This window comes from Flavicella sp. (assembly GCF_029238425.1).
In the GTDB taxonomy this organism is placed as follows: Bacteria; Bacteroidota; Bacteroidia; order Flavobacteriales; family Flavobacteriaceae; genus Flavicella.
Genome location: NZ_JAQWGB010000081.1, coordinates 1 through 22,969, shown reverse-complemented (window position 1 = coordinate 22,969; position 22,969 = coordinate 1). Strand labels below are relative to the sequence as shown.

19 protein-coding genes are annotated in these 22,969 nt (G+C 33.6%); 9 read left to right on the top strand and 10 right to left on the bottom strand.

The window, feature by feature from the left end; genetic code table 11:
- Window positions 1-59: 59 nt before the first annotated feature.
- From P8H68_RS06140 to P8H68_RS06120, 5 genes are all read right to left on the bottom strand, one after another.
- Window positions 60-926 (bottom strand): cbb3-type cytochrome c oxidase N-terminal domain-containing protein, encoded by an 867-nt coding sequence (locus P8H68_RS06140; RefSeq protein ID WP_300322502.1) that lies wholly within the window; start codon window positions 924-926, stop codon window positions 60-62.
- Window positions 916-1,122, bottom strand: a complete 207-nt coding sequence (locus tag P8H68_RS06135) for a CcoQ/FixQ family Cbb3-type cytochrome c oxidase assembly chaperone (RefSeq protein WP_300322501.1) — start codon at window positions 1,120-1,122, stop codon at window positions 916-918. The genes P8H68_RS06140 and P8H68_RS06135 overlap by 11 nt, the downstream gene beginning before the upstream one ends.
- A 10-nt stretch (window positions 1,123-1,132) precedes the next feature.
- Window positions 1,133-3,316: a cytochrome-c oxidase, cbb3-type subunit I gene (ccoN, locus tag P8H68_RS06130; protein WP_300322500.1), complete on the bottom strand. Its 2,184-nt coding sequence runs from the start codon at window positions 3,314-3,316 to the stop codon at window positions 1,133-1,135.
- A gap of 14 nt (window positions 3,317-3,330) precedes the next feature.
- Window positions 3,331-3,516, bottom strand: a complete 186-nt coding sequence (gene ccoS / locus P8H68_RS06125) for a cbb3-type cytochrome oxidase assembly protein CcoS (protein WP_300322499.1) — start codon at window positions 3,514-3,516, stop codon at window positions 3,331-3,333.
- Window positions 3,517-3,708: 192 nt separating this feature from the next.
- The gene (locus tag P8H68_RS06120) at window positions 3,709-6,120 is read right to left on the bottom strand and encodes a heavy metal translocating P-type ATPase metal-binding domain-containing protein (RefSeq protein ID WP_300322498.1); all 2,412 of its coding nucleotides are present in this window, start codon (window positions 6,118-6,120) and stop codon (window positions 3,709-3,711) included.
- Window positions 6,121-6,268: 148 nt separating this feature from the next.
- On the opposite strand from P8H68_RS06120, the gene P8H68_RS06115 reads away from it, so the two are divergent.
- Window positions 6,269-6,988: a Crp/Fnr family transcriptional regulator gene (locus P8H68_RS06115; protein ID WP_300322497.1), complete on the top strand. Its 720-nt coding sequence runs from the start codon at window positions 6,269-6,271 to the stop codon at window positions 6,986-6,988.
- A 2-nt stretch (window positions 6,989-6,990) separates the two neighbouring features.
- Here the strand turns inward: P8H68_RS06115 and P8H68_RS06110 are convergent, their stop codons facing one another.
- From P8H68_RS06110 to P8H68_RS06095, 4 genes are all read right to left on the bottom strand, one after another.
- Window positions 6,991-7,887: a hypothetical protein gene (locus P8H68_RS06110; protein ID WP_300322496.1), complete on the bottom strand. Its 897-nt coding sequence runs from the start codon at window positions 7,885-7,887 to the stop codon at window positions 6,991-6,993.
- Between the two features lie 8 nt (window positions 7,888-7,895).
- Window positions 7,896-8,468 (bottom strand): hypothetical protein, encoded by a 573-nt coding sequence (locus P8H68_RS06105; protein WP_300322495.1) that lies wholly within the window; start codon window positions 8,466-8,468, stop codon window positions 7,896-7,898.
- 182 nt (window positions 8,469-8,650) lie between these two features.
- The gene (locus tag P8H68_RS06100; protein WP_300322494.1) at window positions 8,651-11,242 is read right to left on the bottom strand and encodes a phosphoenolpyruvate carboxylase; all 2,592 of its coding nucleotides are present in this window, start codon (window positions 11,240-11,242) and stop codon (window positions 8,651-8,653) included.
- A gap of 123 nt (window positions 11,243-11,365) precedes the next feature.
- Complete coding sequence (locus tag P8H68_RS06095; RefSeq protein ID WP_300322493.1) at window positions 11,366-11,935, bottom strand: 5-formyltetrahydrofolate cyclo-ligase; 570 nt, start codon at window positions 11,933-11,935, stop codon at window positions 11,366-11,368.
- Window positions 11,936-12,049: 114 nt separating this feature from the next.
- Between P8H68_RS06095 and uvrC the strand changes: the two genes are divergently transcribed.
- The 6 genes from uvrC (at window position 12,050) to P8H68_RS06065 (ending at window position 20,288) form a co-directional block, all read left to right on the top strand.
- Window positions 12,050-13,846 (top strand): excinuclease ABC subunit UvrC, encoded by a 1,797-nt coding sequence (uvrC, locus tag P8H68_RS06090; protein WP_300322492.1) that lies wholly within the window; start codon window positions 12,050-12,052, stop codon window positions 13,844-13,846.
- Window positions 13,847-13,853: 7 nt separating this feature from the next.
- On the top strand, window positions 13,854-16,070 hold the full coding sequence (locus P8H68_RS06085) for a patatin-like phospholipase family protein (protein ID WP_300322491.1): 2,217 nt from the start codon (window positions 13,854-13,856) through the stop codon (window positions 16,068-16,070).
- 124 nt (window positions 16,071-16,194) lie between these two features.
- Window positions 16,195-16,563, top strand: coding sequence for a nicotinic acid mononucleotide adenyltransferase (locus P8H68_RS06080; protein ID WP_300322490.1), 369 nt, complete (start codon window positions 16,195-16,197; stop codon window positions 16,561-16,563).
- 210 nt (window positions 16,564-16,773) lie between these two features.
- Window positions 16,774-17,901: a DegT/DnrJ/EryC1/StrS family aminotransferase gene (locus P8H68_RS06075; RefSeq protein ID WP_300322489.1), complete on the top strand. Its 1,128-nt coding sequence runs from the start codon at window positions 16,774-16,776 to the stop codon at window positions 17,899-17,901.
- Between the two features lie 184 nt (window positions 17,902-18,085).
- Window positions 18,086-19,096, top strand: a complete 1,011-nt coding sequence (gene galE / locus P8H68_RS06070; RefSeq protein ID WP_300322488.1) for a UDP-glucose 4-epimerase GalE — start codon at window positions 18,086-18,088, stop codon at window positions 19,094-19,096.
- A 208-nt stretch (window positions 19,097-19,304) separates the two neighbouring features.
- Window positions 19,305-20,288, top strand: a complete 984-nt coding sequence (locus tag P8H68_RS06065; RefSeq protein WP_300322487.1) for a family 16 glycosylhydrolase — start codon at window positions 19,305-19,307, stop codon at window positions 20,286-20,288.
- Between the two features lie 78 nt (window positions 20,289-20,366).
- Here the strand turns inward: P8H68_RS06065 and fabD are convergent, their stop codons facing one another.
- The gene (gene fabD / locus P8H68_RS06060) at window positions 20,367-21,248 is read right to left on the bottom strand and encodes an ACP S-malonyltransferase (protein WP_300322486.1); all 882 of its coding nucleotides are present in this window, start codon (window positions 21,246-21,248) and stop codon (window positions 20,367-20,369) included.
- 123 nt (window positions 21,249-21,371) lie between these two features.
- Here fabD and P8H68_RS06055 point away from each other — a divergent pair, with 123 nt between their 5' ends.
- Window positions 21,372-22,064 (top strand): queuosine precursor transporter, encoded by a 693-nt coding sequence (locus P8H68_RS06055; protein WP_300322485.1) that lies wholly within the window; start codon window positions 21,372-21,374, stop codon window positions 22,062-22,064.
- Between the two features lie 50 nt (window positions 22,065-22,114).
- Complete coding sequence (locus P8H68_RS06050) at window positions 22,115-22,822, top strand: DUF547 domain-containing protein (RefSeq protein WP_300322484.1); 708 nt, start codon at window positions 22,115-22,117, stop codon at window positions 22,820-22,822.
- Window positions 22,823-22,969: the final 147 nt, after the last annotated feature.

Sequence of the window (22,969 nt, the reverse complement as noted above, 5' to 3'; positions counted from 1 at the left end):
TCGGATTTGGTTCTAAAAAAAATCGTTGGTGTTTTAAGTGCACCAACGATTCAAATAATTTATTCCTCTGTCCATTTTTCGCCTTCTGGTGCTTTGGCGTTGGCAGGGTCAGTGCCTTGTAAACTTAGTACATAATTTGCAAGTTGCTGAATTTTTTCAGGACTAAAGCTGTTTTTCCAAGCAATCATTCCTTTACCATCACGACCACCTTCAGAGATGGTGTTGTAAACGTTTTTAATTCCACCTCCTAATATCCAATACTCATCGGTAAGATTAGGACCGATAGAACCACGACCATCAACCATGTGACAGGCCGCACAATTTTGTTTGAAGAGTTTTTTCCCCTTACTCAAAGCGCCTGCATCTGCACTAGCTTCCATATTGCTTAAGTCGATTGTCTTTACAGTTTTCTTATAAGCTTCTACTTCTGCTTTTGCGATGGCTACTTGCTCTATATATTCTTCTTCATTAGACTGTCCTCCAAATACTTCATAATACCCAAGGTACACTGCGGCAAATAAAATCGTTGCATAAAACATATACAACCACCATGGTGGTAAATCATTGTCTAATTCTTTAATTCCATCATAATCGTGTTCTAAGATGATATCATCCTCTTCACTGATTGGTTTTGTTTTAGATAGAGCCTGAATCAATCCTTTCCAGTCTTTGATTTCACTAGCTTCTTTTTCGGCTAGATAAGCCTCTTTTTCTTTTCCAGAAATATGGTCTGTATATAAGTTTTCAGAAGCTTGTTTTATTTTCTCAATCACCACAAGTGCTAAAATTACGAGCAGGTAAAATGCAGCAGTTGTTGGGTGTGAAAAACCTAATTCATCACCAGGAGTCATGAATTCAGTTATGGCAAAAACCACCAAGAATATAGAGAATATTCTTATAAAAGGCATGGGAAGTTTAGTTTTCATATAGGTTGTTTTTTGTATTATCTAAAATGTCCTTTTTAAAAGGAATCTGACTTACTTTATCGATGTATTCTTTTTTAGAGCTTACTACCCACCAAAAAAGGGCTGTAAAAAACAAAAAGAATATTACTAGTGAAATGATTGGGTAGATTGCTATCCCATCAATTTCTGTCATGTGATATTTAATAAATTTTAGCATCTCTATAAATTTATTTTTGTGAATCTTTTACTTTTATATCTGTACCCAAACGTTGTAGGTAAGCAATTAACGCTACAATTTCTCTTTTGTGAATCGGTATAAATTCTTCTCCATCAGCTGCAGCAGCTTGTTTCTCTGCTTCATAGTTTTCTACAAAAGAAGGATCTTGATGAAGGTTTTTCTCCACCTGTAATGCTTGCGTTTGTAAAGTCGTTAAAGCATTTGAAACTTCAGTATCAGAATAAGGAACCCCTAGAGTAATCATGGCTTTCATTTTAGCTTGTGTGTCAGATGTATCCAATGTATTTGCAGTCAACCATTGGTATCTTGGCATGATAGAACCAGGAGAAGTACTCTGCGGGTCGTACATATGGTTGAAATGCCAGCTATCAGAATATTTCATTCCTTCTCTATGCAAATCTGGTCCTGTACGTTTAGAACCCCATAAGAATGGATGGTCGTATACAAATTCACCTGCTTTAGAATATTCACCATAACGTTCTACTTCAGATCTAAATGGACGTACCATTTGCGAGTGACAACTTACACAACCTTCTCGGATATATAAATCACGTCCCTCTAATTCCAAAGGTGTATATGGTTTGACACTTGTAATGGTAGGAATGTTTGAGTCTATCATTAACGTAGGGATTATTTGAATGGCTCCACCAATAAGAATAGTCACCGTTGCCAATAAAGTCAATTGTACAGGTTTTCTTTCTAAAACTTGGTGCCAACCTTCTCCTAGTAATCTTCCTTTTCCAACTTTTTTCAATGCTGGTGCTTCTGCCAAATCATCTTCAACAGCAGATCCAGATTGAATTGTTTTTACGATGTTAAATAGCATTACAAATGCTCCGGCTATATACATAGAACCTCCAATCGCACGCATCCAATACATTGGAATAATTTGCGTAACTGTTTCCAAGAAGTTACCATACATCAAAGTTCCATCTGGGTTGAATTGTTTCCACATAGAAGCTTGAACGAATCCGGCAACATACATTGGCAATGCATACAGGATAATTCCTAAAGTTCCAATCCAGAAATGTGTATTTGCTAGTTTGGTTGAGAAAAGCGTCGTTTTAAACATTCTAGGTACCAGCCAGTAAATCATACCAAAGGCTAAGAAACCATTCCATGCTAAGGCTCCAACATGCACATGGGCAATAATCCAATCTGTAAAGTGGGCAATTGCATTTACATTTTTAAGAGACAGCATAGGACCTTCAAAGGTTGCCATACCATAACCAGTAATAGCTACCACCATGAATTTTAAAACAGGATCTGTTCTTACTTTGTCCCAAGCGCCACGAAGTGTTAATAAACCGTTGATCATACCACCCCAAGATGGAGCTATTAGCATAATAGAAAAGGCTACTCCTAAATTTTGTGCCCAATCTGGTAAAGCGGTGTATAATAAATGATGAGGTCCTGCCCAAATATAAATAAATATCAAGGACCAGAAGTGGACTATAGATAATCGATAAGAATATACAGGTCTATTTGCTGCTTTCGGAACAAAATAGTACATCAGTCCTAAAAATGGAGTTGTAAGGAAGAATGCTACTGCATTATGACCATACCACCATTGCACCAAAGCATCTTGAACCCCTGCATAGACAGAGTAACTTTTCATAAATGAAACAGGTAACTCAAAACTATTGAAAATATGCAATACGGCTACGGTAACAAAAGTCCCAAGGTAAAACCAAATAGCAACGTACATATGACGTTCTCTACGTTTAATGATGGTTCCGATTAAATTGGCTCCAAAGGCAACCCAAACCAAGGCAATTGCGATATCAATTGGCCATTCTAACTCGGCATATTCTTTACTGGTAGTATATCCCAAAGGAAGCGTTATGGCGGCAGCTACAATAATTGCCTGCCATCCCCAGAAGTTAAGTTTACTTAAAAAATCACTCCACATTCTCGCTTTTAACAGTCGCTGAGAGGAGTAATACACACCCGCATAAATAGCATTTCCTACAAAAGCGAAAATTACGGCATTGGTGTGTAAGGGTCTTAAACGACCGAAACTAAGCCAAGAAATTCCATTGGTAAGGTTTGGAAAAAGAAACATGAGCGCTAAAAGTAGCCCAACTGTCATCCCAATAATCCCCCAAAAGATAGTGGCATAGATGAAATTCTTGACAATTTTGTTGTCATAATAAAACTGTTGTACTTCCATGAAATTAGAATTTGTTAGTTGTTTTTAGAATTTGAATTTGTTTTGGTTGTTTTTTTTGAAGGTTTGTCATCAAAAAGCATCCGAACGGAGGGTGTGTAGGAATCTTCATATTGCCCGCTTTTAACGGCCTTTATAAAAGCTGTGAAGAAAATTAAGGCGACAATAAGACTGATTGAAATCAGTAGATAAATAATGCTCATACACGCTGTATATTTAATGGACAAAAATATTGCTGACGCTCATCACTAAAAATGATAATTGTCATGTTTGTGGTATTTGTGCTTGAAAATAGGGAATAAGTTTTATGATCTTTCTTTTCCATATGTAGCAAACTTCTCAAATATAATGAATTCTGTTTTGTTTACAAAAGGACACTCTAATTTAAGAGCTTATTAGTTAGGCTGCTGTAAAGGATAATCTTTAGTTAATGATTTTGAAACATAGTTGGTTGCAAGAGTTACAAAAACAACAACAGAAATGGAACTCAAAGGCATTAGTATGGCGGCAATAACAGGTGATAATTGTCCTGTGGTTGCAAAGTATAATCCGACTATGTTGTACAAAAAGGACAATACAAAACTAGCTTTGATAATTTTGATTGATTTTTTAGAGATCTTTAAAAACAAAGGAGCTTTATGAAGTACACTGGCGTCAATTATAGCATCACAGGCAGGGGAGAACACATTTACATTTTCTGAAACGGCAACCCCAACATTACTTTGTGCAAGTGCTCCAGCATCATTCAAACCATCTCCAAACATGAGTATAGATTGATTTAATTTTTGTTGGGTCTTGATATATGTTAGTTTATCTTCAGGTTTTTGATCAAATACAAAGCTTGTCTTAGAGGGGAGTTTTTCTGTCAGATATTTTTTTTCACCTTCATTGTCCCCAGATAAAAGTGTTAAATTAAAGTTTTTTTGAAGTTTTCGGAACATGCCAAACATTCCGTTCCTGTATTTGTTTTTAAATGAAAAACGTCCCTTATAAATTCCATTGATATTTATGTGAACGGCTGTTTCTGAGAGTTTTTCTTTTGTAGGAGCATCGGTAAAACTTGAAGATCCAATTTTTATAATAGTTTCCTGAAAAGATCCACTAATTCCTTTACCTACAATTTCCTTATAATTTAGATTGCCTTCCAAAGTGGGAATACGAGTCATATTATCATAAAGAGTTCTACTCAGAGGGTGATTTGAATTTCTTAAAATTGTTTTGATTTGTTTTTCTTCGGCATTAGATAAAGGACTTCCTTGATAAGATATTTCTTGTTTAGAGGCAGAAGTAATGGTACCCGTTTTATCAAAAATAAGCGTATTAATTTCTGCAAGACTTTCTATGACACTCGCGTTTTTTAAGTAAAATTTATGAGCTCCAAATATTCTGATGATATTTCCAAGGGTAAACGGAGCCGACAATGCTAAGGCACATGGGCAGGCGATAATCAAGACAGAACTTACTACGTTTAAGGCTGTTTTGGTACTGTAAAAAGACCAGTACAATCCAGCAATAAAAGCAATTCCTAAAATGATATAAGTGAAATACTGACTAATTTTATCCGTAATATTTTTAAAATGTTCATTCTTATCTTTATTGAAAACATCGTTACTCCAAAGCTGGGTTAAATAACTTTGAGAAACAGTTTTGATGGCCTCTATTTCAAGAACGCTATCTAATTGTTTTCCTCCAGCAAAAAGTTTATCTCCAGAGTTTTTAGGAATAGGATTGGCTTCACCGGTTACAAAACTATAGTCTATAAGACCATTTCCTTTGATGATAATACCATCCACTGGAATTAGTTCTTGATTTCTAATTAACAATCGATCTCCTTTTTTTACGTCATAAATTTGAATCGCCTCTTCCTTATTGTTTTTTATTCTTGTTACTGCAATAGGGAAATACGAGGTGTAGTCCCTCTCAAAAGATAAAAAACTGTAGGTTCTTTGTTGGAAAAATTTACCCAAGAGCAAAAAGAAAACCAATCCCGTCATGCTGTCAAAATAACCTTGACCGATATTGTAAAATATTTCTATCGTACTTCTAATAAATAAGACTAAAATACCTAAGGATATGGGAACATCGATATTGAGAATTTTGTGCTTCAATCCTTTGAAAGCAGAGCTAAAATAATCTCTTGCAGAATAAAATAAAACGGGCATGGCCATTAAAAACATGATCCAACGAAAAAAGGGCTTGTATTGATTGAGCCAAAATTCATCTACCTCAAAATATTCTGGAAAAGATAGGAACATGATGTTTCCAAAGGCGAATCCAGCAACTCCTAATTTGTAAATAAGAGATTTGTCAGTTGTTTTGTTTTTTTTTCTCTCTGCGCTTTCTAAACTGATATAGGGTTCATATCCAATAGAGCTGAGTAGTAAAACAATTTTCTTAAGAGAAATGATATTTTTGTCGAAAACAATTCTCACTGTTTTTTTTGGGAAGTTTACCTGTGACGATTGAATTTTCGGATTGATTTTATGCAAGTTTTCTAAAACCCAAATACAAGAACTACAGTGTATAAAGGGAATGTTTAGAGTAACGATTGAGGTGGTTTCTGTATCGAACTCAAGGAGTTTGGAAACTATTTTTTCATTTTCGAGGTAATCGTATTTGCCCTCAATTTTTTCTGGGATTTTCCCTGGAGTGTCTTCAAAATCATAATAAGAGGTAAGTTCGTTTTCATTTAGAATTTGAAACACCGTTTTACATCCGTTGCAACAGAAATTTTTTTCTTCAAAAATTAATGCAGTGCTCACGGAGCAGTCATTTCCACAATGATAACAATTAGCTTTGCTTTTCATGATTTATGTTAGAAGTTAAAAAAGGAACTTCGATTTTTTAGCCACGATTCGACTCAATATTGAGCATTTATCCGTTTTTCAACCGTTTCAAATTTATGACAAAAATCATTAGAAACAGATAACTACTAAATGATAATTATCATAATTAATGATTATCTTTGTTAGGAAATTTGCAAGTAATATGGGGAATTGTCATCAGTGTATTGTAAAAGAATTTAACTCGTTAAGAGCCTTGTCTTCTGAGGAGTTAAAATGTGTATCAAGTCATAAAAATGAAATGAGCTTTAAAAAAGGGGATGTCATTTTTAAGGAAGGTATGATGTTAAATGGAGTGTATTGTATCAAAGAAGGTAAGTGTAAACTGACAAAGCTAAGTCCGAATGGAAAAGAGCAGATTGTAAAGTTTATTAAAAACGGAGATATGTTAGGTTATAGGTCTGTTTTAGGTGAAGAACCTGTAAATTTATCTGTAGTTGCTTTAGAAGATATGGAAGCTTGCTTTATTCCTAAAAAAGATATATTTGATTCTATCCAGCATAATAAAGACTTTTCAAAGGATATGTTTAAGGTAGTTTGTCATGATTTAAAAGATGCAAATTCCACTATTGCAAACATGGCCCAAAAAACAGTTCGAGAACGTTTGGCAGATACGTTGTTGTTTTTAGATGAAACTTTTGGAGAAGACGAAGATGGAAATATCAATATAAAACTGTCAAGAGAAGAAATTGCCAATGTAATTGGTACCGCAACAGAATCTGCGATTCGCTTATTGTCTGATTTAAAGAAAGGGAATATTATTTCTTTGACAGGTAAAAAGATAAAAATCGTCAATGAATCGGCATTGAAGAAAATTGGAAACGGTTTTTAGGATTAACGTTTTTCAGTAACTTTTGCATTTACTGTATAACTTAACCCGAACATAATAGCAATATTATGATAGTTTGTTGAGGTGTTGTTGTTGATGTCACCAAGAAGTCTGTTGGCTTGGCTGATAGTAGCCATGTTTACTATTTGATTCTCATTTTTTGAAAGTCCCAATCCGTAATTCAATCCTAAAGATATTTTAAAATTTTCAGTGGTGGTCATTAAGCCGGCACTCATATGGTATATATCCCAAAAGGCCATATTAGGAACATAATCTTTCCATCGATTCAATTGTGAATCGTCAAAGTGATTAAAGTCTGTTCTAAAGCTGAATAAGAAGTTTAAATCATTTTGAAGTTTATGATCAATTGATACTCCAAAATTTACGATTTGTTTGCTTGCCATATAAGGAATGGCATAGTTTGGATCATCACTAAAAGATTCGTTGAAATCAGTGCTGTTATCCTTTTTTGAAATCATTTTATAAGGGTTGACCTTAGAGAAAAAACCAACTATAGTGTTGATTTTTGTATTGTTAAATTGATATTCTACACCCAGATCTAGGATCCAAGGAGTGTTGTATCTGCCAGCATAATCCATATGTGAATTTGCATTATTGGTGACTCCATTAGAAATGTCCGGAAGTATTTCGGTAGATCTTCTGTTTGACTGATTGTTTAACAATCCTAAACTTAAATTTGGAGTGGTGATGGTTGCTCCAATTTTAATTGGAGAAAGGTTTATGTTGACACCGGGTTTAAAAACGAACCCTAAACTGCGGTAACTAAAATCTTGTATATGGTCTACCATAGCAAAATTTGAGTTAGGAATCGGGTTGTTATCACCTTTTTCTCGAACGGTGGCATTATAGGAGTTGACATAATCTTGTAATTTGATAACCAAATTTGTCGCTAATCCAATTCCAACTTTGGGGTTGATTTGTAAGCAATTGTTCCATTGACCCAGTTTTCGGTAACTCTATTTCGGTATCTCAACTCACCATGAAAGATATCTGTGTCAGCAGTAGAACTTACATAATTTCCTTCTGTTTCATGTCTGATATTATAGGTGATATTTGAAATGTTTTTTGTGAATACACCAAAGCCATATACAAATTTAGGTTTGTTTTTATTTTGAAAAGAGTAACCGATCAGGGAAGGTGCAACGTCAAGTGATAACATTTTAATAGGGATATTATCACCAGCTCCATTTTTAATAGTAAATGCATCTAGTGTTATTAAGTCGGCTTGTGCTTCTATAGACTGTCCTTCAAAAAAAGCAAGTGCTCCGGGATTATAGAAAATAGCACTGTTAGAGGATGTGTTGGCAACGACAATACCTCCTTTCAAAAAGGAAGAAGCACCGTAGTTATTGAACCAGTAGTTTGTTTCTTGACCTTCTGTAGAATGAATTGCAAGGAATAAAATAAGAATGAATGCGGAGGGAAACAATCTTGTTTTTTTACAAAGCGGAATAAAAATCATGAGTTCAAAAAAAGTTAGTGAAGTGCTATAGGTTTTTACTTAAAGTAATCCAAAGCTCTCTTATTAAATATAGTACAAAATACTAAATAGATTTTTAAGAGAATTCGTCTGATTTAAGTAAAAAGAAAACTCCCATAAAATAATCTTTATGGGAGTTTTTAATTATAAGTCGCTCTTGTCTATTAAGCAGAGTTTCTACTTGCATTTGTGTTTCCGAATAGAGATCGAGTAATAATTTTTTCAAATGTTTCTAATCTCTCTTTATCAGAGATACCTTCTTTATGCATATCCTGAACAGCTTTTAAAGCGTATTGTTGGATTGTCAATAAAGGCAATACAATAGAATCACGAACCGCAATAGAAGCTTTTCCGTCAGGATAGTTTTCCATCAATTCTGTGTGTCCTGTTAATTTTAACAACAAACGTTTTGTCAATAAGTATTCTTCATGGATAATGTTCCAGAAAGCACCGAACTCTTCGTCTTTAGCCATATAAGAAGTCAATTCAAAGAAAGACTTGCTTAGAGACATTACACTGTTTTCTAACAAAGTTTTAAAGAAGTTAGAATGGTTGTAGAAATTTTGAACTTTGTCAAACTCTCCAGCATCTTCATACTTTTTTAAAGCCGTACCCACACCGTAGAAACCAGGAACATTTTGTTTCAATTGAGACCAACTTCCCACAAAAGGAATCGCTCTTAAGTCACCAAAATCTAAAGCAGTAGATTTAGAACGCTTAGAAGGTCTAGATCCAATATTTGCTTTTCCGTAATATTTTAAAGTACTCATGCGTTCCAAGTAAGGAATAAACATTGGGTGTTCTTTAAAGTCAACGTACGCTTTATAACTAGTATCTGCCAAGTCAATCATAACTTCTCTGTCGTCATCTTTCATTTCCCCGTTTTTAGGGTCATTGAAGATAGCATTTGTAATACCAGCACCTAAAAGCTGCTCCATATTGTATTGAGAAGAATCTAAGTTTCCAAAGTTAGAACTAATTGTTTGTCCTTGGATTGTCAACTGAATTTCTTGATTTTCAATTTTTGGTCCTAATGAAGCATAGAATTTTGAAGTTTTTCCACCACCACGAGCAGGAGGTCCACCACGTCCGTCAAAGAAAATTACTTTAATTCCAAATTCTCTAGATACTTGACTCAGCTCTTCTTTTGCTTTGTAAATACCCCAGTTTGCCATTAAATATCCACCATCTTTAGTTCCATCAGAGAACCCTAACATGATGTTTTGTTTGTTTCCTCTTTTTTCAACATGTGCACGGTATTCTGGAATGCTGTACAACTGTCTCATTACTTGAGGAGCGATTTCTAAATCGTCAATAGTTTCAAATAAAGGAGCCACATCAACATCTAAACCATCTTCAAAACCAGATAAGTTTAACATTGCAAATGTTTCCATTACGTTCAATGCTGTCTGGTTGTTACTAATGATATATCTGTTAGCACCTCTAGAACCGTTTTCTTTTTGAATAGTTCTAATAGCTTGCATAGAACTCAAAGTTCTTTGCGCCATTTCTTCACTAATATCTTCTGGATTGATATATCCTTTTACTTTTGCTAGTACTTCAATCTGCTCATCAGGAGTCAGTTCTAAGTAATTGGCAGGGAATATAGCATCACCTTTATCTTGAATTTCTTTTACAATGTTTGTAAAAACATCATGGTGCACACGGCTATCCTGACGGATATCCATTGTTGCAAAGTGATATCCAAAGATTTTTACTTTGTTGATAAAAGTATCCACCTCTTCAATAAACAATCCGTTGTATTGATCTTTGATTGTTTTTTTGATGGTTTGTAATTTTTCTAAAAGTGCTTCTTGAGAAATTCTGATTGGAGCATCTTCAGAAATACAACTATCATATAATCTTATTTCAATATCACTGATGATATCATGAACTCCTTCAAAAGATAATCTTCTTTTGATTTCTCTAGCATCACGGTAGTAATTCTTTAAAATTGCTTGACGTAATTTTCTAGCAACTCTTAAGGTTGTTTCTGTGGTTACAAATGGGTTACCATCTCTATCACCACAAGGCCAGAAACCTAAATTAATTACCTCATTATCGATAGATTTTCCATCGAAAATATGAGTTTGGATATAGTCGTAAATTTTTCCAATAGATTGGTAAAATACGTTTTCTAAATACCAGATTAAGCTGATTGCTTCATCATAAGGAGTTGGTTTCTTTTGAGTAAAGAAAGTAGTTTTTCCTAATTGAGATAACAACTTTTTGATAAATGGTAAATCACCCTCTTTGATCGCCCCTTGTAAATCTGTTAAGATTGTCAATACGGTACCAGGGTAAAATTGCGTTGGATGCGCAGTAAGAACTAGACGAGTTTTAAAGTCTTCTAAAAATTTTTGAAGGTCTTTTTTAACACGTTTAGAAGTAGCTTCTTCTTTAATGTTTCTTAAAGTTCCAATACCATTCATATTATTTACTTCTGCAAAAGCAGAATCTTCAATGGCATCAAATAATACAACCTGACGCTCTATATATTGAATGAATTTAAAAATGAAAGAAATTCTTTCCTCTTCAGAACTGTCAGATTTATAAGCGTCGAAAAAACCAGTTACAATCTCTGTAGGTGTTTTTCCTTCTTTAAATCCTTCTACACACGTTTCGTTGAATAAAGGAAGTAGTGTTCCTGTTTTACTAACCTCGTCAAAAGGCAATGTCATAAATACACTATTGTATACTTGATATTTTGCGAGGACATTATTATTAAATCTTGATAATTTCGTCTGTTTCGACATAGTTGAATAATTTTTGCGCAAGATACAAAACACTGTTTAAAATCCATTTGTTATTCAAAGATTTAAACAAATAGTAACGAATCGAGTAAAAAAACAACAAATTTTATGCAAAATGATGGTTTTCTAAAAGGAATGAATGTTTTTTGGGGTGATACAGAAATTTAAAGCAATATCGGTTGGGAGTACGTCTTCGATACTTTCTTCGGGCTCAAAAAAGGAGAGTCCAATTTTTATACAATTTGTATTTTCCAAAAAACGATCATAGAAACCCTTGCCATATCCAACGCGGTTTCCTTGTTTGTCATAAGCCAAGAGCGGTACAAATACCACATCTATTTTATTGTTGGGAACTTCAATTCCATCAACAGGCTCTGGTATGTTGTATTTGTTTTTTTTGATACGGGTATTTTCTGTCAATAAATAATTGATCAAAGTGCCCTTTTCAAAATCAGATTTAGAAATAACAATTTCTTTATCCTTTGCAAATAGAATATTTAAAATATGTTCCGTATCTATTTCTTTCTGTTCTTTGATACTTAAGAAGAGGTGGAAATAAAGATTATTATCCCAGAATTCATTTGTTTTTAATTGTAACAATTGGTTGGCAATAGCAATGCTTTTGTCCTCTATTTCATCAATGGAAAAAGCGGCTCTTTTTTCTTTGTAAAGTGCCCTGATTTCATTTTTTAACATGGAAATTATTTTTAAACAAATTAAAGAAAATTAACTTGAAGCAGCATAGAAATACGCAATTCTATTTTTCAAATTCCATTTCTTGATTCCTTAGGATTTACTTAATTTTGTTTTATGCTGGAAGCCTTAAAATTACAAATAAAAACACTGCCCAATTCTCCAGGGGTTTATCAGTATTATGATAAAGAGGATCAATTGCTCTATGTTGGTAAAGCGATAGATTTAAAAAAAAGGGTTTCCTCTTATTTTAATAAAACGCAAGAAAACGGAAAAACCAGAGTGCTGGTTTCAAAAATTAGAAGCGTTAAGCATATTGTTGTGTCTACGGAAACCGATGCATTATTATTGGAGAACAACCTCATAAAAAAATACCAACCTAGGTATAATGTGATGTTGAAGGATGATAAAACCTATCCTTGGATTTGTATCAAAAAAGAAAGGTTTCCACGCGTTTTTTTAACGCGTAAAGTAATTCGTGATGGTTCAGAATATTTTGGACCTTATACATCTGTGAAAACGGCGAAAGCTTTGTTGGATTTGATTCAAGAATTATTTCAATTGCGCAGTTGTAATTTTGATTTGAGTGAAGAGAACGTAAATACAGGTAAATATAAGGTGTGTTTGGATTATCATATCGGCAATTGCAAAGGCCCTTGTGAGGGATATCAAACCGAGGAGGACTATAACAGCAATATTAAGGCTATTAGAAATTTAATCAAGGGGAATTTTAAAACTTCTTTAGAAGCATTTCAAAAAATAATGATTGGGTTTTCAGAAAAGATGGAGTTTGAGGAAGCTCAAAAAATAAAAGATAAACTCGATCTATTGGTAAATTATCAATCTAGGTCGACTGTAGTGAATCCATCCATTAATAATGTAGATGTGTTTTCTATAATTTCTGATGAAAGTTTTGGCTATGTAAACTTTTTTAAAATTGCCAATGGAAGTATCATTCAATCTCATACAACCGAAATCAAAAAGAAATTGGATGAATCAGATAAAGAATTATTAGAGTTGTCGATCATAGAAATTAGACAACGATTTAGTTCTGTTTCTAAGGAAATTTATGTGCCTTTTGAGGTAGATTTGGGTGAGGGACTAAAAGTAACGGTGCCAAAGCTAGGGGATAAAAAAAGAATTGTAGAACTCTCTCAACGAAATGCAAAATATTATCGTCAAGAAAGATTCAAACAAATTAAAATAGTGGATCCAGACCGTCATGTAAAAAGAATCATGGCGCAAATGAAAAAGGATTTACGATTGGGAGAAGAACCAAGACATATAGAATGTTTTGATAACTCTAACATTCAAGGGACAAATCCGGTGGCGGCTTGCGTTGTTTTTAAGGATGGGAAGCCCAGTAAAAAAGACTACAGAAACTTTAATATAAAAACGGTGGAAGGTCCGGATGACTTTGCTTCTATGGAAGAGGTTGTCTTTCGCCGATATAAAAGATTGGTAGAGGAAGATAGTCCGTTGCCTCAATTAATAGTGATTGATGGAGGAAAGGGACAGTTGTCCTCAGCCTTAAAAAGTTTGGATGTTCTTGGTCTGAGAGGGAAAATTGCGATTATCGGTATTGCGAAACGTTTGGAAGAAATTTATTATCCTGGGGACCCTGTTCCGATGTATTTGGATAAAACTTCAGAAACGCTTAAAATAATTCAGTTTTTAAGAAATGAAGCACATCGTTTTGGGATAACACATCACAGAAATAAAAGAAGCAAGGGAGCAATTCAATCTGAATTAGAACAGTTGGATGGAATAGGTAAACAAACTGTAGAAACCTTATTACAATATTATAAATCTGTAAAAAGAGTAAAAGAAGCTAGTTTGGAAAGCTTATCTTCGGTCATCGGACCGTCTAAGGCGAAAAAGGTGAAGGACGGTTTGCTCAAGAATAAAAAATAAAATTGCAATGAAATTTAAAGTAACATTCTTTTTGCTACTGTTTGGGGTTTTGGGGATATCCGGGCAAAACTCAAATCAAGATGTGAAACCTAAAGTGGGTTTGGTTCTTAGTGGAGGAGGAGCAAAAGGATTTGCGCATATTGGAGTTTTAAAAGTAATAGAACAAACGGGTTTGCAAATAGATTATATTGCTGGAACCAGTATGGGAGCAGTTGTTGGAGGATTGTATGCTGCAGATTATTCACCCAAAGAAATTGATTCCATTATAAACTCGTATGATTTTATGGAATTATTACAAGATAAAATTCCAAGAGGTCAATCGGCATTTTTTGAAAAACAATATGGAGAAAAACATCTTATCTCTTTTCCTGTAACTAAAAAGGGAAAAATAACTTTGCCATCGGGAATTGCGCATGGTCAAGCAGTTTATAATGAGATGAATGCCCTTTTTGAACATGTGCATGATGTACATGATTTTAATGATTTGACCATTCCGTTTTTTTGTATGACGACTAATTTGGAAACGGGAGAGGCCGTTATTTTGGATAAAGGTAATTTACCAGAAGCGATTAGAGCGAGTGCTTCTTTACCTACGTTGTTAAAACCGATAGAGATAGGAGAAAATACTTTTATTGATGGAGGGTTAGCAAACAATTTTCCTGTTGATGAAATGCGAGAACGAGGAGCTAATATAGTGATAGGAGTTGATGTTCAAGGGAAATTAGAAGATAAAGACAATATAAACTCTGTGGTAGATGTTTTGAACCAGATTGTCAACTTTCAGATGTATGCACGTGACGATGAAAAAGTAAAAGAATTAACCATTCATATCAAACCCAACACAAAAGATTTTTCTGTGACCTCTTTTGATAAAACGGTTGAGATTATAACGGAAGGACAAAGAATTGCCGGAGAACATAGAAAGGAGTTTGAAGAAATTGCTGCCTTGCAGAAAAAATATGGCAAGGAAGATAGAGTCCCTAAAGAAAAGTATAGAAAGACAAGAAAAGTAAATAGAATTAAAATCAATGATTTGTATCACTTTTCTGGTGCCTATATACGTGGAAAGATGAATTTAGAGTTTGGGGATTCCATTTCTTATAAAGATTTAAATTATAAACTGGAGCGTTTGTCGGCAAGTAACGACTTTGATATGGTAAAATATGATTTTCATGAAATAACTGAAGATGACTACGAATTGGAGATGAATATTAAAGAGAATGAATATTTGTCTTCTTTTAAAGTAGGATTGCATTATGATCCTTTATATCAGTCAAGTGTTTTGTTGAATTATACAACAAAGCACATGCTTATAAAAAATGATATTTTATCAGCAGATTTTATTGTGGGAGATAATATAAGAGCCAATCTTAATTATTTTGTGGATAATGGTATTTACACGAGTTATGGGTTGAATTCAAGATTTAACTCCTTACGAACAAGTGTCAAATTTGATGGGACACAGGTAAATCAAATTAATAAAAACTATCAGGATATTTCTTCTATGGTCTATATTCAAACTACTTTTAATAGAAAGTTTGCTGTTGGTTTAGGATTGGAACATAAATTTTTAGATATATCAACCAAGTCTTTTATTTCTGAGGAAGATCCTGGAGGAAAATTTTATTTTGAAAAAAGTCATTATTTGAATTCTTTGGCGTACATCAAATATGATTCCTATGACAAAAAGGCATTTGTGAAAAATGGTGTATTGATTGATGGGAAATTAAAATACTACATGGCTTCAAGTGATTATAATAATAACTTTACTCCATTTTGTCAGGCTAAATTGAAATTGGCAGCGGCAAAAACGATCATAAATAAGTTTACTTTGCACACTACTGTAGAAGGAGGAGTCACTTTTGAAAGTAATGAAACGGGACAGTTTGAGTTTGCATTGGGGGGGTATGGAGAAAATATGATCAACAATCATATTCCTTTTTACGGGTATGAATTTGAAGATAATGTAGATCATTCCTATTTGAAAGGGGAATTAGAAATACGTTATGAGATGTATAAAAAGCATACAATTGCCTTTATAACGAACTACGGAAAGACTGATTTGGATGTTTTTAATGATGGTCAAGTCTTTCAGGACATATTATCGGGATATGCTTTTGTTTATGGTTATGAGTCTATAATTGGTCCTGTGAAAATTGTAAGGGATTGGACACCAGATGTTAATCAGAACCATTGGTACCTAAGTGTTGGTTTTTGGTTCTGATCCAATGTTAAATTTTAACCCCAATGTTAAATTAATGTTACGTAATGGTGTATTTAATGTAAAATGTTTCATATATTTGATGTATAGAAAAACAAATACTATTAAATTTTAAAATATATCTATTATGAAAAAACTATTGATGACAGCGTTTATATTTACTTCTTTAGTTTTATCAGCGCAGAATGTTGCAAATTCAGAAGCACCTAAACCAGTATATGAAGTAGAGGATGGATTGGTAAAGGTTACGAATTTTTACGAGACAGGAGAGATAAGAGAACAAGGATTCTATGATGCTGATAAGAAATTGACAGGAGAGTGGATCCAATATGACAAAACAGGAAAAAGAACTATTGTTGCGAATTATTATAAAGGAGCAAAAGTAGGGAAATGGTTAGTTTGGCAAGGAGACAAATTATTACAGTTAGATTATGAGCAATCAAGGATTGCAAATGTTAGTGAGTGGAAAGACACTAGTACTCTAGCAGACAATTAAAAATCGCTGTAGAACTTTTTGTTTTACAAACCGAAACGCATTAAACGTATCAAATACGTTTAATGCGTTTTTTTTGTTATATTTGCATCTGGAAACTTAAAAAATAGTTTTTTTAAGTGTTCGATTCTGATGGTATTTAGAATAAATATTGTCTTGGTTGGCTGATTAAATTTGTATTTTTGTACGATTAAAAATTTAAAAAATCTTCAGATGAGAAAACTTCAAATGGTTGACCTGAAAGGTCAGTATGAAAAAATAAAAGATCAGGTTGATAAAGCAGTAATAGATGTAATTGATTCTACGGCTTTTATCAATGGTCCGGAGGTAAAACAATTTCAAGAAGATTTAGAAAAATATTTAGATGTAAAGCACGTAATTCCATGTGCTAATGGTACAGATGCTTTGCAAATTGCTATGATGGGACTTGGTTTGAAGCCAGGAGATGAGGTAATCACAACAGATTTTACTTTTGCTGCAACTGTTGAGGTAATTGCCTTATTGAATCTAACACCAGTTTTAGTGGATTGTGATATCAATAATATGAATATTTCAATAGAAGCTATCAAAAAAGCAATCACGCCTAAGACAAAAGCAATTGTGCCTGTTCATTTATTTGGAAGAGCAGTAGATATGGATGCTGTAATGGCATTGGCTGAAGAGCATAATTTATATGTGATTGAGGATAATGCACAAGCTGTAGGAGGTGTGTATACTTCAAAAGACGGTAAGAAAAAACTAGGAACCATTGGAGATGTTGGTACAACTTCATTTTTTCCATCAAAGAACTTAGGTTGTTATGGAGATGGTGGAGCTATTTTTACGAACAATGACGAATTAGCCCATACCATTAGAGGAATTGTAAATCATGGTATGTACGAAAGATACCATCACGATGTAGTTGGTGTAAATTCTAGATTAGACAGCGTTCAAGCAACAATTTTAAAAATTAAATTACCTCATTTAGATGGATATAATAAAGCGCGTCAAAAAGCTGCGATGTATTATTCAGATAAATTGGGTGTGAATGAAAATATCATTGTTCCAGTTATTTGTGACACTTGTGATTGTCATGTTTTTCATCAATATGTGATTCGAATTACAAATGGAAAAAGAGATGGTTTGTTAGAGCATTTACAAAGTAAACAAATACCATGCGCTATCTATTATCCAATTCCTTTGCACAGGCAAAAGGCATATTTAGATGATCGATATAAGGAAGAAGATTTTTCAGTAACAAATCAGCTTTCTGATGAAGTAATTGCATTACCAATGCATACAGAATTAGATGCTGAGCAACAAGATTATATTATTAATACAATTCTCAACTATATCAATTAACGAATACGTTGTCATTGTTTTATAGAATAAAATTCAAAGGGGTGTATTGTTCCTTTCTAAAATCGTAATGAATTAAAACATTATGACCATTAGAAATAGTCACAAAGCCCCCTGTTTATAAAAGGAAAACCTAGTAGTTTTAACAATTACTAAAAATTATAAATTATTATTTAAAATTAAAAGAATGGCAAAAATACTTGTAACCGGAGGATTAGGATTTATTGGCTCACACACCGTTGTTGAATTACAAAACAAAGGATTTGAAGTAGTTATTATTGATGATTTGTCCAATACTACAATTGATGTTTTAGACAGTATTACTGAAATTACTGGTGTAAAACCGGAATTTGCTCAAATTGATTTAAGAGTAAAAAGCGATGTGCAAGATTTCTTTAATAAGTATACCGTTGATGGAATAATACATTTTGCTGCTTTTAAGGCGGTGGGAGAAAGCATGCACAAACCATTAGATTACTACGAAAATAACTTAGGGTCTTTGGTGTATTTGTTGCAAGAAATGAGAGATAGAAAATTAGATAACTTTATTTTCTCTTCTTCATGTACCGTATACGGTCAGGCAGATGAATTGCCAATTACAGAAAAAGCTCCAGTGAAAACGGCAGAATCTGTTTATGGGAATACGAAACAAATTGGTGAAGAAATCATAAAAGATGCGAGTTCTGCTCATGGAATCAACTCGATTGCATTGAGATACTTCAATCCGGTAGGAGCACATCCATCGATTAAAATAGGTGAATTGCCGCTAGGAGTTCCTCAAAATTTAATTCCATTTATTACACAAACTGCCGCAGGGATGAGATCTGAGTTGTCTGTGTTTGGAGATGATTATGACACAGTTGATGGAACAGCAGTTAGAGATTATATCCATGTAGTAGATTTGGCAAAAGCACATATTGCTGCTTTACAACGTTTGATAAATAAAAACAACAAAGAATCTTTTGAATACTTTAATGTAGGTACTGGAAAAGGAAGTTCAGTATTGGAAATCATCAATGCGTTTGAAAAAGTAAATGACTTGAAATTGAACTATAAGATTGTAGAAAGAAGAGCAGGAGATATTACAGCTGCTTTTGCAGATACAACCATAGCAAACAAGGAATTAAATTGGAAAACAGAATTGTCTTTGGAAGATGCTTTGAGTTCTGCTTGGAAATGGCAACAAGCTCAAAAATAACAGTTTTCAAATAATATATATAAAGAGGTTGTCGGTTGGCAACCTCTTTTTTTTAGTTCAGTTCTTCTGAATCGACTAGTTTGTTATAGACATTCCTTTATGAATACTTAATTAAGTCTAGAAAAAAAATAGACAAGCAAAGTATTTCTAAATTTCAAGATTGCTTTTCTAATATCTTTGTAGGTCCAATAAATTTAAACTTAGACAAATGATTCAAAATAGAAATTTAATTAGACTTGCATCTACACTCTTTTTATTTGTAATTCTTTTTGGTAGTTGTAGTAGCGATGCCATTGAAAAAGAAGAGGAGGTAACCGTAATAGATCCTGATGACGATGATGATAAAAAGGAAGAAGAGGAAGTCGTGGTTATCGATGTTCATACAGCGGATGTTAGATTTCCATCATTTGTGTCTTTTGATGATACTACACCAGATAACAAATCATGGGTTAAAGTAGAGAACCTATCCGATGAATTTAATGGATCATTTGATAGTAATAAATGGACGAAAACAAATTGGAATTATGGAGGGACTCCCGTAAATATGCAAAATTCTAATTCAGGGGTTTCAGATGGTACTTTATGGATCAAAGCAACTTTGGATGCATCGAGTCAGGAGCAATGGTTTAAAACATCAAGAGTTCGTTCGAAAGCAAAAATCAAATTCCCAATGTATACAGAATGTAGTATCAAAACAGCACATATATCTGCCTTTAATACATTTTGGTTGAACAATGGAAATAGTGAGAATAGAGATGAAATTGATATCATTGAAAACAACTCAAAACCATCAGGGCAACCAACAGCTAGTTTTGCTTTGGATGAGTATCCATGGCAAATGAATTCACAATACTTTATCGTTAAAAATGGAGCTACGGAAAGGGCAAAAGGTAATTCAAGTAATAAAGACTTGTCTGATGGGAATATACTAAAAGGTGTGAAATGGAACGAAGCGTATCACGTAGTAGGAGCATGGTGGAAAGATGAAAACACTGTTCAGTTTTATTTAGACGGTGAACCTTCTGGAAATGTAACAACCACTCAAAAATTTACACTCGAGCAGTTTCTTATCTGGGATTTATGGACGCAGGATTCTCCATGGGTTGGAGGTTTGCCAGATAAAGCTGATTTGTCGGATGATACCATCAACACAATGAAAGTGGATTGGGTGAGAACTTGGAGATTGGAATAAATATAAAATTCCAAAAATTATATATAAAAAAACACCCTACTTTTTAGTAGGGTGTTTCTGTTTTATCAAGTAAGTATTTTATATCTGTGCACTGCTTCTAGCAACAGATCTATCAATTTTCGCAAACAATCCTTGCAATACTTTTCCTGGACCTACTTCAATAACTTCAGTAGCACCATCCGCAATCATAGCTTTGGCACATTGAGTCCATTTTACAGCTCCAGTCAATTGAGCAATTAAATTTTCTTTAATTTCAGAAGGGCTTGTAACCGCTTTTGCCACCACGTTTTGGTATACTGGGCAAGATGGTTCGTTGAATTGAGTTGCTTCAATTGCAGCAGCCAATTCTTCCCTTGCAGGTGCCATCAATGGAGAGTGGAATGCACCACCAACAGGAAGTAATAAAGCTCTTCTTGCTCCTTTTTCGGTAGCCAATTCACAGGCAGCTTTTACCGCTTCTAATTCACCGGAAATTACCAATTGACCTGGACAGTTGTAGTTTGCAGCAACTACATCACCATCAATAGAAGCGCAGATTTCTTCTACTACAGCATCTTCCAACCCAAGAATTGCAGCCATTGTTCCAGCTTGTAATTCGCAAGCTTTTTGCATGGCATCAGCTCTTTTAGCTACTAATTTCAATCCATCTTCAAAAGATAAAGTATTGTTGGCAACCAATGCAGAAATTTCACCTAAAGAGTGACCTGCTACCATATCTGCTTTAAAGCTATCCCCTAAGGTTTTTGCTAAAATTACCGAGTGTAAAAATACAGCTGGTTGTGTAACGTTTGTTTGTTTTAAATCTTCAGCAGTTCCTTCAAACATAATTTTAGTGATGTCAAATCCTAAAATTTCATTTGCTTGTTGGAATAATTCTTTTGCTAATTCTGAATTTGTGTACAAATCTTGTCCCATTCCAGAAAATTGAGCTCCCTGACCAGGAAAAACATATGCTTTCATATTATTTAATTTCAAATTTGATTGCAAAAATAAGCATTGTTTAGCAATTATAACATTTGTATAGATACATATTGATTTTCTAGGGGTAATAGAGGTTAAACGGTTTTTGTTATATTCGTATTTATGAATGCAAAAGATCGACAACTAGCCTCAACTATCTATATGATTTTGGCAACTTTATTTATCACTTCATTGGTGGTTTCTAATTTGATTTTTCAAAAGTTTTTTTATTGGAATCCGTTTGGGTTGTTTCGTTTTGAAGTTTCCGTAGGGATATTACCCTATCCAATAACTTTTTTGATTACGGATATTATTTCTGAAATTTATGGTAAGAAAAAAGCCAATCAAGTTGTTGTTACTGGAATTTTTGCCTCTTTCTTTTCTGTATTGATTGTGTTGATTGCTAATTATACATCAGCAACTGATTGGTCTCCTGTAAATGATGCTTTGTATTCAAAAGTTTTTGGCTTGTCGCCAATTGCTGTGATGGCCTCGATGATGGCATATTTATTTGCCCAATTTATAGATATTAGAATATTCCATTTTTGGAAACAAAAAACACAAGGAAAACATTTATGGCTTCGTAATAATTTCTCGACTTTCAGTTCACAGTTTATCGATACATTCACAGTGGTCTTGCTGTTAACTTTGTTTGACGTGCTGTCATGGGATGTTTTTGGAAGTCTATTGCTAAGTGGTTTCTTATTTAAAGTAGTTGTGGCAATTATAGATACCCCGTTTTTATATGCTGCCGTTTATTTTTTCAGAAAACGCTTTAATTTAGGGGTGGGAGAAGAAATAAAAGAGATTTTGTAATTTATGGAAGGTTTACGCTACTAACGTTTATATCTAAAAAATTATTCAATATGAAATTAGTTACTATATGGGTCGCATTATTATTTGTGTCAACTTTGTCTTTTGGACAAGAAGAAGGTTTTGATAAACTTTTAAAAAATAACATTACCGAAGATGGTGTTGTCAACTATAAAGGAATTATCAAAGAAAGGGCGACTTTAGATGCTTATATTGATTATTTAAAAGAAACAAATGCTGAAGAAAAGTGGTCAGATCATAAAGCAAAAGCATTCTATATCAATGCATATAATGCCTATACAATTTTGTTGATAATTGATAATTATCCTCTGAAGAGCATCATGAAAATTAATAAAGGAGGCAAGGATGCTTGGCATCAAAAATTTGTTGTTGTTGGAGGTAAAACATATTCTTTAAATGATATAGAGCACGAAATTTTAAGAAAAAAATATTCAGACCCTAGAATACATGTTGGGGTAAATTGTGCTTCGTTTTCATGTCCTCCTATTGCTAATTTTGCATTTACAGAGGCGAATGTGGAAGCTGAACTTGAAAGATTGATGAAAAAATTTATCAATGATCCTGCTAGAAATGTGATTACCGCAAAAAAAATCACCCTATCAAAAATTTTCGAATGGTATAAAGGAGATTTTATAAAAAACGGATCATTAGTAGCCTATATTAATGGTTATACGGAGGTTGAATTGACAAAAAAAACCAAAGTTAGGTACATGGAGTACAACTGGAATTTAAACGAATAAGATAGGTTTGGAATATAAATTTGTTTCAAAACAACAAGAAAATTATACTTATGGAAGCTTATACTGCTGATGATCGAGAGATATTATATAACAAAGTTCAAGAAACATTAAAAAAAGCAAGATCAAATCCAATGACTATTGCCAAAC

Bases quoted from the DNA above. Each gene is read 5' to 3' on its own strand.
- P8H68_RS06095 (WP_300322493.1), bottom strand. From the start codon at position 11,935: ATGTTAAAAAATGAAATCAGGGCACTTTACAAAGAAAAAAGAGCCGCT.
- fabD (WP_300322486.1), bottom strand. From the start codon at position 21,248: ATGAAAGCATATGTTTTTCCTGGTCAGGGAGCTCAATTTTCTGGAATG.
- P8H68_RS06080 (WP_300322490.1), top strand. From the start codon at position 16,195: ATGAAAAAACTATTGATGACAGCGTTTATATTTACTTCTTTAGTTTTA.
- P8H68_RS06050 (WP_300322484.1), top strand. From the start codon at position 22,115: ATGAAATTAGTTACTATATGGGTCGCATTATTATTTGTGTCAACTTTG.
- P8H68_RS06105 (WP_300322495.1), bottom strand. From the start codon at position 8,468: ATGATTTTTATTCCGCTTTGTAAAAAAACAAGATTGTTTCCCTCCGCA.
- uvrC (WP_300322492.1), top strand. From the start codon at position 12,050: ATGCTGGAAGCCTTAAAATTACAAATAAAAACACTGCCCAATTCTCCA.
- ccoS (WP_300322499.1), bottom strand. From the start codon at position 3,516: ATGAGCATTATTTATCTACTGATTTCAATCAGTCTTATTGTCGCCTTA.
- P8H68_RS06065 (WP_300322487.1), top strand. From the start codon at position 19,305: ATGATTCAAAATAGAAATTTAATTAGACTTGCATCTACACTCTTTTTA.
- P8H68_RS06100 (WP_300322494.1), bottom strand. From the start codon at position 11,242: ATGTCGAAACAGACGAAATTATCAAGATTTAATAATAATGTCCTCGCA.
- P8H68_RS06085 (WP_300322491.1), top strand. From the start codon at position 13,854: ATGAAATTTAAAGTAACATTCTTTTTGCTACTGTTTGGGGTTTTGGGG.
- P8H68_RS06140 (WP_300322502.1), bottom strand. From the start codon at position 926: ATGAAAACTAAACTTCCCATGCCTTTTATAAGAATATTCTCTATATTC.
- ccoN (WP_300322500.1), bottom strand. From the start codon at position 3,316: ATGGAAGTACAACAGTTTTATTATGACAACAAAATTGTCAAGAATTTC.
- P8H68_RS06135 (WP_300322501.1), bottom strand. From the start codon at position 1,122: ATGCTAAAATTTATTAAATATCACATGACAGAAATTGATGGGATAGCA.
- P8H68_RS06120 (WP_300322498.1), bottom strand. From the start codon at position 6,120: ATGAAAAGCAAAGCTAATTGTTATCATTGTGGAAATGACTGCTCCGTG.
- P8H68_RS06055 (WP_300322485.1), top strand. From the start codon at position 21,372: ATGAATGCAAAAGATCGACAACTAGCCTCAACTATCTATATGATTTTG.
- P8H68_RS06075 (WP_300322489.1), top strand. From the start codon at position 16,774: ATGAGAAAACTTCAAATGGTTGACCTGAAAGGTCAGTATGAAAAAATA.
- galE (WP_300322488.1), top strand. From the start codon at position 18,086: ATGGCAAAAATACTTGTAACCGGAGGATTAGGATTTATTGGCTCACAC.
- P8H68_RS06115 (WP_300322497.1), top strand. From the start codon at position 6,269: ATGATTATCTTTGTTAGGAAATTTGCAAGTAATATGGGGAATTGTCAT.